Genomic DNA, 14,566 nt, shown 5'->3' with positions numbered 1-14,566 from the left:
AGGGCACAACGAAACAGTGGTCCGAACCGTCCCTTCTTCTGGCCGTAAATTTCCCGGGGATTCGGTTGAAGCCGCGCTTCAACCCTGGGGGCTGGCCCCAATTCACCAAACCTGCGCGGCGCAGCCGCTCCTTCCGATCGCGCCTCAGTCCGGGGCCAGCATGTACCCTTCGCCGCGCACCGTCTGCAAATAGCGCGGCTGTTTCGGGTCGGCCTCGATCTTGCGCCGCAACCGGGTGATCTGAACATCCACCGCGCGTTCCTGCGCCTGCCCCTTGTCGCGCCCCAGATCCTCGACCAGCTTGGTGCGGCTGACCGGCTCGCGCAGGTTCTCGGCGAAGATGCGCATCAGCTGAACCTCGGTTGCGGTCAGCCGGACAAGGTCTTCTCCGCGCATCAGTTCCGACCGTTCGATATCGAATCGCACCGGTCCCATGCTCAGCACCTTCGGTGCGGTATGCTCCGGCAGGGGTTCAGGCATCCGGCGCAAGATCGCGTTGATCCGCAACAGCAATTCCTTGGGCTCGAACGGCTTGGCAAGATAGTCGTCCGCTCCGGCCTCCAGCCCCGCGATGCGCTCGTCGGTCTCGCCCTTGGCGGTCAGCAAAAGGATGGGAGTCTCTATCGTCTCACGCAGCGCCCGCGTCAGCGTCACGCCATCTTCGCCCGGCATCATCACGTCCATCACGATCAGGTCGAATTCAAGCCCCGACAACACGCGGCGCGCATGGCTTGCGTCCCGCGCGACCGAGACCAGAAACCCATTGCGCGCAAGGAACTTGCGCAGAAGATCGCGGATGCGCTCGTCGTCATCGACGATCAGCAGATGCGGCGCCGGATCGTTCATGTATCTGCCTCCCGGATCGCATGGTACTTCCGCCGCATATCCGGGTCCATCATTGCTTCCAGCACCTGCCGGAATCCCGCCACGGCCTCGGGGCCCGCCTTGCGATAGGCCGCCCGCATCCGGGCCCTTTGCGCATCGGACAAGGTCTGTTCCAGTCCGCGCCCCTTGTCCGTGAGGGTCAGGTGCCGTTCCCGCCGGTCCGTCTTGCCTTGCTGGCTTTCGACAAGTCCATCCTCGATCAACGTCCGCAGCACCCGGTTCAAGGATTGCTTCGTGACGCCCAGTATCCCCAAAAGGTTGTTCACGGTCGTGCCGGGACGACGCGCGATGAAGTGCAGCGCGCGGTGATGTGCTCGGCCATAGGCCATCGTGGCAAGAATACGGTCCGGGTCGGCGGTGAACCCGCGATAGGCAAAGAACATTGCCTCGATCCCCTGGCGCAGCTGTTCATCCGTCAGAAACAGCAGGTTTTCGCCGCTATGCACCTCGGCCATGTTCGTCCTCCCGTCGCCTTGGCTGCCAAGATACGTCAGCCTTGTTGACATTCCAAGATCAAACTGGTAGCGAATCGCAGTTTATGCGCAATTTTATGTCCACTTCGGACGTTTCTAGCGCAACAAATGAAAAGAGTCTGGGCTGAGGAGGCGAAAATGGCAGCGTATGACGATCGCGACGGCAAGATCTGGATGGATGGCAAACTGGTCGAATGGCGGGACGCGAATGTGCATATCCTGACCCACGGCCTGCACTATGCCAGTTCCGTGTTCGAAGGCGAGCGGTGCTACAACGGCAAGATCTTTGAGAGCCGCAAGCACTCGGAACGTCTGCATTATTCTGCCGGGCAACTGGATTTCGAGATCCCCTATACAGTGGACGAGATCGAAGCCGCCAAAATGGAAGTACTGCAAGCCAACGGGTTCGAGAACGCCTATGTCCGCGCGGTCGCGTGGCGCGGCGCGGGCGAGGATATGGGCGTCGCATCGGCTCGTAATCCCGTTCGCCTGGCCATCGCCGCCTGGGAATGGGGCGCCTATTACGGTGACGCCAAGATGAAGGGTGCCAAGCTCGATATCTCCAAGTGGAAGCGGCCCAGCCCCGAAACTATCCCCAGCCACGCCAAGGCGGCCGGTCTTTACATGATCTGCACCCTTTCGAAACACGCCGCCGAGGCGAAGGGCTGTTCGGACGCCATGATGTTCGATTATCGCGGCTACGTGGCCGAGGCGACGGGCGCCAACATGTTCTTCGTCAAGGACGGCGAGGTGCATACGCCCGATCCCGATTGCTTTTTGAACGGGATCACGCGCCAGACGGTCATCGGGATGCTGAAGGACCGCCAGGTCAAGGTGCACGAGCGGCACATCATGCCCGAGGAACTGGAAGGTTTCGAGCAATGCTGGCTGACCGGCACCGCCGCCGAGGTCACGCCCGTGGGCCAGATCGGTGATTACAATTTCGAGGTCGGCGCGCTGACTCGCGACATCGCGGAAAGCTACGAAAAACTGGTGCGCGCTTAGGTCTTGGCCTTCGCGTCGCAGACGACCGCATGAGCGTACGCACCGCAATTTCGGCCGCAGGCCTGGCTGACGGTGCGACGCTGTCGTTTCACCATCACCTGCGGAACGGCGACGACCTGATGCGCGAGGTCCTGCAGATCTGCGCCGAAGAGGGCCTGCGCAACCTGCACATCGCGCCCTCTTCGCTCTTTCCCTGCCATGCGGCACTGATCCCTTTCGTGAAAGACGGCACCGTTACACGGATCACCACATCCTACATGAACGGGCCTCTCGCCGAGGCGGTACAGCGCGGCCTTCTGCTTCATCCGGTCCGTCTGCAAACCCATGGCGGGCGGGCTGAGGCCATTGCCTCAGGCCGACTGAAAATCGACGCGGCGTTCATCGCCACTCCGGCGGTGGACGCCAAACGCAACCTCGGCGGCGCCGCCGGCCCGAACGCGTGCGGCCCGCTGGGATACGCCATGGTCGATGCCGCCCATGCCCGCTTTGTCACGGCGGTCACCGATCATTATGTCCATGACCTGCCACGGGTTTGCATCCCGGCCGAGCAGGTCGATCTCGTGGTCACCGTCGACAGCATTGGTGATGCGCAGCAGGTGGCGTCTGGTACGACCGCCCGTGCGCCGTCTGCCAAGGGTCAGGCCATCGCCGACCTGGCTGCCCGCCTCATTGCATGCAGCGGCCTTCTGAAAGATGGGTTCAGTTTCCAGACCGGCGCTGGCGCGACATCTCTTGCAGTCGCACGCAGCTTGGCGCCCGTCATGGCCGAACGCGGCGTGGTTGGCGCTTTCGCGGCGGGCGGCATCACCGGGCCACTGGTGCAAATGCTGCATTCCGGACTCTTCCGCCGTCTGCTTGACGTTCAGGCCTTCGACGGAGCCGCCGTGACCTCCTATGCCAATGACACCGCGCATCACGCGATGTCCGCGTGGGACTACGCGAGCCCTGCCAATCCCGACAGCGCGGCCTCCCGGCTTGACGTGATGATCCTCGGCGCGGCAGAGGTCGACATGAATTTCAACGTGAACGTGACCTGCACCAGCGACGGGCGCATCATCGGCGGATCGGGCGGCCATGCCGACACCGCTGCGGGCGCGAAGCTGGCCATCGTGACAACCCCGCTTTGCGCCGGCGGATTTCCCAAGCTGGTCGAACGCCTGACCTGTCTCACCACTCCGGGCAGTACCATCGGCGCCGTGGTTACGGAAGAAGGCATCGCCATTTCCTCTGCGGCCCCGGAACTGGCGCGGGCCGCGAAGAGCGCCGGGTTGCCGCTGTCATCGCTCGACGAGCTGCGCCACAAGGCCGAAGCGCAGGCCACGCAACGTGCAGCGCCGAAATTTGCGGACCGGGTTATTGCCGAATGCGAAGCGCCGGACGGCAAACTTATAGATCACGTGCGCGCGCTTGTACCTTGAGCAAAAGAAAAGCCGGGCAAGCAGGCCCGGCTTCTCCTAAAGTTATCGTCAGGTTCAGCCCGGACTCAGCCCGCGCAGACGCTCGGACCGGCGGCGCAACAGCTCCACCGTCGTCAGCAGCAGGATCGAGATCGTCACGAGGATCGTCGCCGCCGCAAGAATGGTGGGCGAGATCTGTTCGCGCAGGCCGGTAAACATCTGCCACGGCAGCGTCTGCTGCTGCGCCGAGCCGACGAACAGCACCACGACCACCTCGTCAAAGGACGTGATGAAGGCAAAGAGCCCGCCAGAGATCACCCCCGGCAATATCAGCGGCATTTGAACCCTGAAGAACGTCGTCACCGGGTTCGCGCCCATGTTGGCCGAGGCCCGTGTCAGCGAGCGGTCAAAGCCAACAAGTGTTGCCGTCACCGTGATGATTACGAACGGCACGCCCAGTGCCGCGTGCGCCAGGATAACCTTCACATAGCCCACGAACGCTTGGTCGAGGTTAAGATTCGCCTCCAGCCAGTTGCCCAGCGGCGCGTAGAAAAAGAACATGCCGGTGGCCGAGATGATCAGCGGCACGATCATCGGCGAGATCAGGATTGCCATGATCGCCTGTCGCCCGGGAACGTGGCTTTGGGAAAGGCCGATGGCAGCCAGTGTGCCGAGGCTTACCGAAATGAACGTGGCGAAAGGCGCGATGATCAGCGAGTTTTTCAGCGGCGTCATCCACTCGTCGGTCCCCAGGAAGTCGCGGTAGTGCTTCAGCGAATAGCCCTGGGCCTGGAAATTCAACATCTCGGGCGTGAAGGTAAAGAAGTTCTCGGCATTGAAGCTGAGCCACATCACGGGGATTAGCGGCGCTATCAGGAAGAAGAACACGAAGCCACAGATGAAAAGGAACGTGTTGTGCCACAGTACCTGTCCTGGTGTGTAATAGATCGGTACGTTCTTGCGGTAATCGCCGGTGTCGAGCCAGTAGGCGAACCAACTGAGCACCGCGCCGATGATGACACCGGAAATCGCCGCGCCAAGACCGCCGGCAAGAAAGCCCGCGACAGCGAAAGCTGCGATTATACCCCAACGGGTTTGAGTGCGCTGGCCCGACATCTGATGCGCCAGCGCCGCGATACCCGCCCCGATCACCGCGCCGACCAGCGCGCCAAGCCACGGCTGGCCGTAAACATTACCCGCGACAAAGCCGAACATGGCGCCCAGAACTGCCGTCAGCGGCAAGGTGAACCCGGTCAGCGGCGGGCGCGGAATGGTGACTGTGTAGCCATCGTCTTGATCGGTCATGACCTAGCCCCCCAACTTGACGTTATCGATGCCCACGATCCTGTCGTAGCACCAGTAGAGCACCAGCACGACGACCAGCAGGATCGTTCCCAGCGCGGCCGCCAGACCCCAGTTCAGCGAGCTGGAAATGTGGTAAGCGATCCGGTTCGAGATGAAGACACCGTCGGTTCCGCCCACGATCTCGGGCGTGATGTAGTACCCGATCGACAGGATGAACACGAGGATCGAGCCCGCGCCAATGCCCGGCACCGATTGCGGGAAATAGACTCTCCAGAAAGCGGTCACGTTCGTCGCGCCTAGCGATTTCGCCGCCCGAAGGTAGGACGGCGGGATTGTCTTCATCACCGAGTAGAGCGGCAGGATCATGAACGGCAACAGGATATGCGTCATGGCGATGATCGTGCCCGTCGCGTTGTTCATCAAGATTAATCGGTTCGCGTCATCCACGAAGCCCAGCCAGACGAGGATCTCGTTGATCACGCCCTGTTGCTGCAACAGCACCTTCCACGCGGAGGTCCGTACCAGCAGTGAGGTCCAGAAGGGCAGCAGAACAAGGATCATCAGCACGTTCGCCGTGCGCAGCGGCAAATTGGCGAGGATCCACGCCACCGGATAGCCCAGCAGGATACAGCTGCCGGTGATGACCAGCGACATGTAAAGCGTGCGCATGAACAGCTTGATGTAGATCTGCTGGTTCTCGGGCCGTGCCTCGACCCCGTCGAAGCCCAGCTGGTAGTCTGCGGCGTTCAGGAAGTAGCCCGATGTGTAGGGCGACTTGTACACGTTGATCGTTTTCCAAGTCTGCGGGTTGCCCCAGCCCTCATCGATCTCGAGGAACGATTCCTTGAAATTCTGTTGCGGCTGATCGGCCAGCATCTCCTGCGCCGCGCGAAGTTCCTCGGCGCCAAAGCCATTGTAGGAGGACACGTCGGCACCGGCCTGCAGTTCTTCGATCAGGGCAATCTTCACAGATTCCCATGGCTCTTCCTCGGCCACCACGTCTTCTTCGGCGATGGCCGTAAAAACCGCGAAGCTGGCGTATTCGTAGGCCGTTCGCGGGAGAAGCGCGGAAATTTCCGCGCCGGGCAGGAAGCCGGTGCCGCCTGTGAACGCGTCGCCCGTCAGGGCTCGCAACCGGGCACGGGCACGGTCCAGCACGTCCTGGTCGGTGTTCTCGGCATTCTCACCGCCGCGCATCAGGTCGAACCAGAACGCCTCATTATCCCAAGTGTCCTCGGCCAGATCCTCGAGCGCGTCGATCTGGTCTTCGCCAATCTCATCAAGGTCGCGCCCGACGGAGCGGAACTGCGAGGACAGGCCGGTTTGTTCGTAGTTCAGGCGCGTGCCCAGCTTGGTGTGTTCCTTCGCCTCGGAGGCGAGGAACAGGTCATAATAAAGCGCCTCGTAGACGGGCTCGTCCGGCAGGTCGCTTGCATTCGGATCCCACTCGGAAATCACGCTGACCGTCTGCGGCAGTGTGTCCGGTACAATCGTGTTGTCGACCGAACGCAACAGCATTGAAACGATGGGAACGATAAAGGTAACCAGAACGAAGATCAGAAGCGGGGCGATCAGCAGCAGCGCCCGCATCTTCTGTCGGCGCAAGGTGCGCGAAAGACTTTTCTTGAGCGGTGTGCCGTCTGCGGCCAGAACCGGGCCGCTGTCGTTGCTGTCCGCAATGCGTAGCCCATCATCTGGCGTGGGCGCCGCCTTGCCGGTCGTGGCGTCAGTCACATCGCTCATAAAGTCCCCGTCGGCAGATTGTTGATTTGTTTTTCTTATCGGTGTGGAAGGGCCGCGCGCGGCCCTTCCAGGTAGCTTCAAGCGGACCGCTTATTGCGCCAGCCACGCCTGGAATTTGGCGTCGATGTCATCGCGGTAGTCAGCCCAGAACTCGTAGTTGTAGAGGAACGTGTTCTCGGCGTTGTCCGGGTCGGTCGGCATGTGCGGAGCCATGTCGATGCCCAGTTCCGCGTGCTGACCCACCAGCGGTGCCGAGGAGGCACGGGCCGGACCGTACGAGATGTACTTGGCCTGGTCGGCCAGACGCTGTGTGTCGGTCGCGAACATGATGAAATCCTTGGCGCGGGCCAGGCGATCCTCGGGCAGGCCCTCGGGGATGATCCAGCCGTCCAGGTCAAAGACCTGCGCGTCCCACATCATGCCGATCGGCTGATCCTGCTCTTCGATCGCGGCAAAGAGACGACCGTTGTAGGTCGAGCCCATGAAGACTTCGCCATCGGCCAGAAGCTGCGGCGTGTCGGCACCGGCGGACCACCAGATCACGTCGTCCTTGATGGTTGCCAGCTTGTCCAACGCCTGTTGCTGACCTTCAGCGGTGGCCAGAACGTCGTAGACTTCTTCTTTCGGGACGCCGTCACACAGCAGCGCCCATTCGACGTTGTTGATCGGGCGCTTTTCAAGCGCGCGCTTGCCCGGATAGGTTTCCAGGTCGAACACGTCGCAGATGTCGTTCGGCGCTTCCACGCCTTCCGGCACCATGTCGGTGCGATAGCCGAAGGTGGTCGAATAGACGATCTGCGGGATGAAGCAGTCACCGACCAGCAGTTCACCGAAGTCTTCCTCGGCCGAGGTTCCGTCGGGTGCCGCGGCCAGGTCTTCTTCGGGGTCGATTTCCATCGCCAGGCCTTCGTCGCACAGGCGCAGCGCGTCAGCGGCCACGACGTCGACGACGTCCCAGGTGATGTTCCCGGCCTCGTCCATCGCGCGCAGCTTGGCCACGGCCTCGTTCGAGCTTTCGTCCCAGATCACTTCCAGGCCTTCGTTCATTTCCTGGTAGGGGTCGGTATACGCGTTCTTCTGGCTCGCCTGATAGGCGCCGCCCCAGGACACGACGGTCATCGAGTCGGCCATTTCCTGTGCGTGAGCCGACGCGGCTGCAACCGTCAGTGCGGTTGTGGCCATGAGTGTTTTCGTCAGTTTCATGTCATACTCCCAAAAGTACTCCCGTTTACCTTTCGGGCCCCATGTCACGGGAACAACATGCGGACCTCGTTCTATCCGGGCTAGCTCAGAGGCCCGCCCGAATGCCTTAAACTCCTAGTTCGCATCCAGTGCGCGGCAATCTTCGGGCAGCCAGCCGATCTCGATCGTCTCACCCGGCTTGAGCCGCGTCTGGTCCGGCGCGTTCCGCGACTTGATCACGAAATTGTCGTTGCCCGCCACGCTGAGACGCGTGCGGAAGATGTCACCCATATAGATGAATTCCAGCACTTCGGCCTTGATCGTATGAGTGCCTTCCTTGAGGCGCTTCTTGTCGAATTCGACACGTTCAGGCCGGATCGAGACGCGGGTACGTTCGCCTACTTCGCTGACGTTGACCGGCTTGCAATCGATGATTCCACCATCGTCCAGCTGCACCTGAGCGAGACCGCCCTGGATCTCCTTGACGGTGCCTTCCAGCGTGTTGTTCTCGCCGATGAACTGCGCGACGAAGCTGTTCTGCGGGCTTTCGTACAGCTCGTCCGGTGGCGCAAGCTGCTGGATGCGGCCATCGTCGAACACCGCGACGCGGTCCGACATTGTCAGTGCCTCGGTCTGGTCGTGGGTCACGTAGACCGTGGTGATGCCAAGATCATGCGCCAGATTGGTGATCTCGAACTGCATGTGCTCACGCAATTGCTTGTCGAGTGCGCCCAGTGGTTCGTCCATAAGCACCAGCTCGGGCTCGAACACCAGAGCGCGGGCCAGCGCGATCCGCTGTTGCTGACCGCCCGAAAGCTGGGCCGGACGTCGGCCACCGAAGTCGCCCATCTGCACCATGTCCAGCGCCCGCTTGACCTTGGCCTCGCGGTCGGACTTGCCGATCTTGCGCACTTCCAGCGGGAAAGACAGGTTCTCGGCCACGGTCATGTGAGGAAATAGGGCGTAGTTCTGGAACACCATGCCGATGCCACGCTTGTGCGGCGGGATATCGTTGATGGAAACGCCATCAAGCAGAATGCGGCCGTGGGTGGCGGTTTCAAACCCCGCCAGCATCATCAGGCAGGTGGTCTTGCCCGACCCGGACGGCCCGAGCATGGTCAGGAACTCGCCCTTGGGCATGGAAAGGTTCAGATCCTTCACGACAAGCGTCTCGCCGTCGTAGCTTTTCTGAACGCGATCAAATGCGACGAACGCATCGCTCGCTTGCGCTTCGGTCAAGAGTGTCTCCCCATCGTTTTTGTCCGCGGTTTCCCCGCGCTTTGCTTGGAATAAAGCTAGTTTCCGCCGCTGATGCAAGCAGACTCATAAACTCATCCGGCTCGATATACGCTTGAAGGCAAATCGCCTGCATCTGCCCAGTAAAAAGTCACTTTTCCCGTGTTTCACGCTGTATCGCGTCGAACGACGCTCAAAAATTCATCGAAATCCGCGGCTTGTCGCGGTCTGGAACGCCCGGTTTCGCAGGGGTTCGACGCGTCATTCGGCCGATACAAAGGGCCGGAGCCGCACCCGCGCGCAAGATTACTTCGTCGGTCGGTCACAACGTTCTGAAGCGAATTTTTTGCGTGCAATCCCCTGAATTGGGATGCAGGCTCGACACGCTGCGGATGTTCCATCCCGCCCGACGATGATGAGGAGCACCATCACAATGAAAGACCTGCCCTTTACCCCTGTCGAGTACGACCGCCGCTTGAAACGGGCCCGTGCCGCGATGGAAGAGCGCGGCCTCGACGCCGTTTTCATCACCGATCCGTCCAACCAGAACTGGCTGACCGGCTATGACGGATGGTCCTTCTACGTGCACCAGGGGGCGATCCTGACGATGGACGGCCCGCCGCTTTGGTGGGGCCGGCACATGGACATGCTGGGGGGGCGCAGGACCTGTTGGATGGAGCACGATTTCATCCTTGGATATGGCGACCATTTCGTGCAGTCGACCGAACGCCATCCGATGCAGGATCTGGCGGAAGTGCTCAAGCGGTACGGGCTGGAAACCGCGACGATCGGCGTGGAAATGGAGAACTATTACTACTCCGCCAAGGCCCATGCCGTGCTGTGCGAGGAAATGCCGAAAGCCAAGATCGTCGACGCCACGACGCTTGTGAACTGGCAGCGGATCGTCAAATCCGAAGAGGAGCTGGTGTTGATCCGCAAGGCCGCCCGCATCTCGGAAAAGGTGATGCGCACCGCCATCGACATGGCGGAGCCCGGGCTGCGCAAGAACGACCTTGTGGCCAACATCCTGAAGACCGGGATCGAGGGCGTGGACGACGACTGGGGCGACTATCCGGCGATCATGCCACTGACCCCTTCGGGCCTTGATGCCACCGCCGCGCACCTGACGTGGAACGGCAATCCGATGCAGGCCGGCGAGGCGACTTTTTTCGAACTTTCAGGGTGTTACCGCCGTTATCATGCGCCGCTGTGCCGGACGGTTTTCCTTGGCGGCGAGCCGCCGCAGGACATTCGCGACGCCGAGAGAGCGCAGCTGGAAGGCATCGAGGCGGGGCTGGAAGCGGCGCGCCCCGGCAACCGCACCTGCGATATCGCGCAGGCCCTTCTGGATGTTCTGGCCAAGTACGAAATCAAGCGCGAAGGGCGCATGGGCTACCCTGTCGGCGTCAGCTATCCACCCGACTGGGGCGAGCGGACGGCGTCGATCAGGTTGGAGGATGACACGGTGCTGGAACCCGGCATGGTGTTCCACTTCATGCCGGCCCTCTGGATGGATACCTGGGGTCTGGAGACGACCGAGACGATCCTGATCAACGAGGACGGACCGGCGGAATGCCTGTGCAACATGCCCCGGCAGATGTTCGTCAAGGACTGACGCGAATCAGCCGGCGGGAACCACGGTAAACGCTGGCTGAGACGCCGAAATGGCACGTCGGTATCGCGTCGGTATCCGGGTGGTATGGCGACGGTGCCATGTTCGGCATCCTGGCGGGTTTGCAGAGCGTACGGCGCATCGAGCCGGCGTTTACGTTTACTGCCGTACCGTGATCCAATCGCGGCCCAGAAGCGGACCGATATCGGCCCGATCCGCATCCTTGAGCTCCAACGTCCTGAGCTTGGGCAGGTCAGCAATCGGGGTCAGGTCGCGCACCGGCGTCGCGCTTAGATCGAGGCGGGAGAGCTCGGGCAAGCCTGACAAGGGCACAAGGTCGCTCACCTGCGTTTCGCTGAGATAGAGCCTGTTCAGGGACTTCATGCCCGAAAGGGACGAGAGATCCGACACCGCCGTTCGATCCATGTCGAGGGTCGTAAGTTGGGTCATCCCGGCGAGCGGCTTGATATCGGTGACGGCGGCGCCGCCGAGGTAAAGCGAGCGCAGCTCGGTCAGATCCGACAGCGGCGACAGGTCGGACACCGGCATGTCCCGAAGCGACAGGGTGTTCAACCGCGTCAAGCCTGCCAGCGGCGACAGGTCAGCCACCTCCGTCTGTTCCACCACCAGTTTGACCAATGTCGACACGTCGGCGAGGGGCAACAGGTCGGTCACGGCGGTCTGGGAAATGTCCAGTTCCTGCAGCGCGGGATGCCCGGCGAGCGGGGACAGGTCCGAGATGTCGGTCGCGAAGATCTGCAAAACGCGAAGGTTGGGCATATCCGCGACGAAGGAAATAACGGAGATGTTGCTGGACCCGATGTTCAGCACGGTCAGATCGTTCAATTTCGACAAGGTGCTGAAATCGTTCACCTTCGCCCCGAAAAGGCTCAGGCGGGTCAGGTTCGGCAGGCCGGTCAGCAGGCTCAGATCATCAGCCTCGGCCCCCGTGCTCATGATCGTGCGGATCGAGGTATTGCCCTGAAACTCCGACAGCCAGCCGAATTGCGGGCCGCGCATCGAAACGATGCTCTCGGATTGGGACGTCACGCATTGCGATCCGAAACGGATACCCGGCAAGCCGTCCGCGTCACAAGGGATCGGGGGACCGTTCTGTTCGGCGACGGTGGTGCGGGCTTTTTCGAGGATGAATTCCGAGGTTCGTGGCGCCCGCGCTTTGACGACCGGGTCCTTCGCCATCTCCTCGATCTTGGCCAGCAGCTTTTCGTCATGGCTGGGTTCAGCCGTGGCCTTGGGGCCGATGGCCTGAGACCACGTCACGAGCCCCGCGCCCACGATAAGAATGACACCGAGGATCAGCCCGATAAATGCAATGTATTTAGACACTGTTCTGCCCCTGAAATGAAACTGCCACGCAATTGCTTTGCGCGGCAGTCTCTTTCTTCATTGGGACGAAAGATGGGCGTCCTTGGTCAATTTCAAAGGCGCGGCCTAGCTGGCCGCTTTCATCAGGCCTTCGTCTTTCAATTGCTTGTGCGCGAGGTCGAGGGCGATGTTTGCCCGTTCGACCAGCGTGTCGATCTCAGACTTGGTGATGACCAGCGGCGGCGAGATCACCATGCGGTCGCCCACGTGACGCATGATCAGGCCGTTGGAAAAGCAATGCTCGCGACAGATCAGGCCGGCGGTGCCGGCATCGGCGGCGAACTTGGCGCGGTTGGCCTTGTCGGGGCTGAGCGCGATGGAGCCCATCAGGCCGCAGATCGCGGCCTCGCCTACCAGCGGGTGATCGGCCAGGGTTTCCCATTTTTCCTTCAGGTAAGGCGCGGTTTCAGACCCGACGCGGGTGACGATGCCTTCCTCGTCGAGGATGCGCAGGTTTTCCAGCGCCACGGCGCAGGTCACCGGGTGGCCGGAATAGGTGTAGCCGTGGGCGAACTCGCAGCCGTTCAGCACCTCGGCCACCTCGTCGCTGACCAGTGAGCCGCCGACAGGGGCATAGCCCGAGCTGACACCCTTGGCGATGGTCATGACGTCGGGCTTGATGTCGAAGGTTTCCGAGCCGAACCAGTTGCCGGTGCGCCCGAAGCCGCAGATCACCTCGTCGGCGATCAACAGGATGTTGTACTTGCGGCAGATGCGCTGGATTTCGGGCCAGTAGGTTTCGGGCGGAACGATCACGCCGCCCGCGCCCTGCACCGGCTCGCCGATAAAGGCGGCGACCTTGTCTTCGCCCAGTTCGAGGATCTTTTCCTCGAGCTGGCGGGCGCGCTCAAGCCCGAATTCGGCTGGATCAGTGTCTTTTCCCTCGCCGTACCAGTAGGGCTGGTCGATGTGATGGATGTCGGGGATCGGCATGCCGCCCTGGGCGTGCATCGCGGCCATCCCGCCCAAGCTGGCACTGCCCATGGACGAGCCATGGTAGGCGTTCTTACGGCTGATGATGGCCTTTTTCTCGGGGTGGCCCTTCTGCTCCCAATAGGTGCGCACGAGGCGGATATTGGTGTCGTTCGCCTCGGACCCCGAGGAGGCGAAAAAGACGTGATTCAGGTCGTGCGGCGTCAGCTGCGCCAGCTTGTCGGCCAGCGCGATGGCGGGCACGTGGGTCGTCTGGAAGAAGGTGTTGTAATAGGGCAGTTCCTTCATCTGGCGGGCGGCGGCCTCGGCCAGTTCCTCGCGGCCATAGCCGATATTGACGCACCACAGGCCCGCCATGGCGTCGAGATAATCATGCCCTTCGCTGTCGGTCAGGGTCACGCCCCTGGCGCGGGTGATGACACGCGCGCCCTTCTTGTTGAGCGCGTCGCCATGGGTGAAGGGGTGCAGGTGATGCGCGGCATCCAGCGCCTGAAGCTCGGCGGTGGGCATATGATTGGTGATGGCGGTCATGGCGGTACCTTTCATGATCGGGGGACCGGACAGGGCGGGCCGGTCCGTTTGCGCCAGAATATGATCAAATTATTCTGAGTCAATCGAATCACGTCAAACCGGCGGACTGCTCCAGCGAAACGCGGACCTGCTCCATTCCCTGGATCACGTCCTCGCGGATGGCGCGGGCCGCGGCTTCGGCATCGCGGGCGTGCATGGCGTCCAGCATGTCCTTGTGCTTGTCCGGCAGGTTCTGGGTGCCCATGCGCCCGCAGACGACCCGCAGGGACGGGCCGAACCGCAGCCACAACCCATCGGCCAGATCGGCGAGTATGGGGGCGTCCGCGATGGTGTAGATATGCGCGTGAAAGGCGTAGTTCAGCTCGAGATAGGACCGCAGGTCGCCGCCGTCGATGGCCGCATCGAGGTCACTGTCGAGCGCGGTCAGGTGGTCGAGGTCTTCCAGTCCCGCACGCTCGGTCGCCCTTAAAGTAAGGTGCGGATCGAGCCATTGGCGGGCCAGGATCAGCTCGGAGATATTGTCGGCGGTCAGGGTCGGGACCACCACGCGGCGGTTGCCGCGAAACTCCAGCGCGCCCTCGGCGGTCAGCCGGCGGATCGCCTCGCGCACCGGGGTCATGCCGGCGCCAAGGCGGTCGGTCAGGCCCTGTATCGTCACCGCCTGCCCTGGCGCCAGGTCGCCGAACAGCACCAGCGCGCGCAATTCGCGATAGATCAGCTCATGCGCCGGAACGCGCGTCTCCGGCGCGCCATCGGTGCCGAATTTCTGGGCGTGTCTGGTCATTCGATCTGCTTTCCGTCGCGGCGATCCATGCAATCGCCTTGCGAGTTTAGCGGCTGCGTGAAAGCATTACCATATTGCCATGTCCGGTTTTGTT

Annotated in this window: 12 protein-coding genes; 3 read left to right on the top strand and 9 right to left on the bottom strand. The window is 61.9% G+C overall.

Features of this window, described 5'->3' with window-relative positions; translation table 11 throughout:
- Nucleotides 1-144 precede the first annotated feature (144 nt).
- Both PVV74_RS14020 and PVV74_RS14015 read right to left on the bottom strand, forming a co-directional pair.
- On the bottom strand, nt 145-846 hold the full coding sequence (locus tag PVV74_RS14020; protein ID WP_274593631.1) for a response regulator: 702 nt from the start codon (nt 844-846) through the stop codon (nt 145-147).
- On the bottom strand, nt 843-1,340 hold the full coding sequence (locus PVV74_RS14015) for a MarR family winged helix-turn-helix transcriptional regulator (RefSeq protein ID WP_103763629.1): 498 nt from the start codon (nt 1,338-1,340) through the stop codon (nt 843-845). The genes PVV74_RS14020 and PVV74_RS14015 overlap by 4 nt, the downstream gene beginning before the upstream one ends.
- A 156-nt stretch (nt 1,341-1,496) precedes the next feature.
- Between PVV74_RS14015 and PVV74_RS14010 the strand changes: the two genes are divergently transcribed.
- On the top strand, nt 1,497-2,363 hold the full coding sequence (locus PVV74_RS14010) for a branched-chain amino acid aminotransferase (RefSeq protein WP_103763692.1): 867 nt from the start codon (nt 1,497-1,499) through the stop codon (nt 2,361-2,363).
- Nucleotides 2,364-2,392: 29 nt separating this feature from the next.
- Nucleotides 2,393-3,781, top strand: coding sequence for a citrate lyase subunit alpha (locus PVV74_RS14005; protein ID WP_274593630.1), 1,389 nt, complete (start codon nt 2,393-2,395; stop codon nt 3,779-3,781).
- Nucleotides 3,782-3,835: 54 nt separating this feature from the next.
- Here the strand turns inward: PVV74_RS14005 and PVV74_RS14000 are convergent, their stop codons facing one another.
- From PVV74_RS14000 to PVV74_RS13985, 4 genes are all read right to left on the bottom strand, one after another.
- Nucleotides 3,836-5,065 (bottom strand): ABC transporter permease, encoded by a 1,230-nt coding sequence (locus PVV74_RS14000; RefSeq protein ID WP_274593629.1) that lies wholly within the window; start codon nt 5,063-5,065, stop codon nt 3,836-3,838.
- A gap of 3 nt (nt 5,066-5,068) precedes the next feature.
- The gene (locus PVV74_RS13995; protein WP_211286150.1) at nt 5,069-6,808 is read right to left on the bottom strand and encodes an ABC transporter permease; all 1,740 of its coding nucleotides are present in this window, start codon (nt 6,806-6,808) and stop codon (nt 5,069-5,071) included.
- 90 nt (nt 6,809-6,898) lie between these two features.
- Nucleotides 6,899-8,011 carry an extracellular solute-binding protein gene (locus tag PVV74_RS13990; RefSeq protein ID WP_274593628.1) on the bottom strand — a complete coding sequence of 371 codons (1,113 nt, stop codon included), beginning with the start codon at nt 8,009-8,011 and terminating at the stop codon, nt 6,899-6,901.
- Nucleotides 8,012-8,125: 114 nt separating this feature from the next.
- Entirely contained in the window at nt 8,126-9,229 is a 1,104-nt protein-coding gene (locus PVV74_RS13985) for an ABC transporter ATP-binding protein (RefSeq protein WP_103763633.1), read from the bottom strand.
- A 424-nt stretch (nt 9,230-9,653) separates the two neighbouring features.
- On the opposite strand from PVV74_RS13985, the gene PVV74_RS13980 reads away from it, so the two are divergent.
- Nucleotides 9,654-10,841: a M24 family metallopeptidase gene (locus tag PVV74_RS13980; protein ID WP_274593747.1), complete on the top strand. Its 1,188-nt coding sequence runs from the start codon at nt 9,654-9,656 to the stop codon at nt 10,839-10,841.
- A gap of 156 nt (nt 10,842-10,997) precedes the next feature.
- Here PVV74_RS13980 and PVV74_RS13975 read toward each other — a convergent pair whose 3' ends face one another.
- The 3 genes from PVV74_RS13975 to PVV74_RS13965 all read right to left on the bottom strand — a co-directional run bounded on the left by PVV74_RS13975 (nt 10,998) and on the right by PVV74_RS13965 (nt 14,472).
- Nucleotides 10,998-12,185, bottom strand: coding sequence for a leucine-rich repeat domain-containing protein (locus PVV74_RS13975; protein ID WP_274593627.1), 1,188 nt, complete (start codon nt 12,183-12,185; stop codon nt 10,998-11,000).
- 105 nt (nt 12,186-12,290) lie between these two features.
- Nucleotides 12,291-13,688, bottom strand: coding sequence for an aspartate aminotransferase family protein (locus PVV74_RS13970; protein ID WP_274593626.1), 1,398 nt, complete (start codon nt 13,686-13,688; stop codon nt 12,291-12,293).
- 88 nt (nt 13,689-13,776) lie between these two features.
- Nucleotides 13,777-14,472, bottom strand: a complete 696-nt coding sequence (locus tag PVV74_RS13965) for a GntR family transcriptional regulator (protein ID WP_274593625.1) — start codon at nt 14,470-14,472, stop codon at nt 13,777-13,779.
- Between the last annotated feature and the right edge of the window lie 94 nt (nt 14,473-14,566).

Source organism: Roseovarius sp. SK2 (genome assembly GCF_028807495.1).
GTDB classification, from domain to species: Bacteria; Pseudomonadota; Alphaproteobacteria; order Rhodobacterales; family Rhodobacteraceae; genus Roseovarius; species Roseovarius confluentis.
This window is presented reverse-complemented; position numbering and strand designations above follow the sequence as displayed.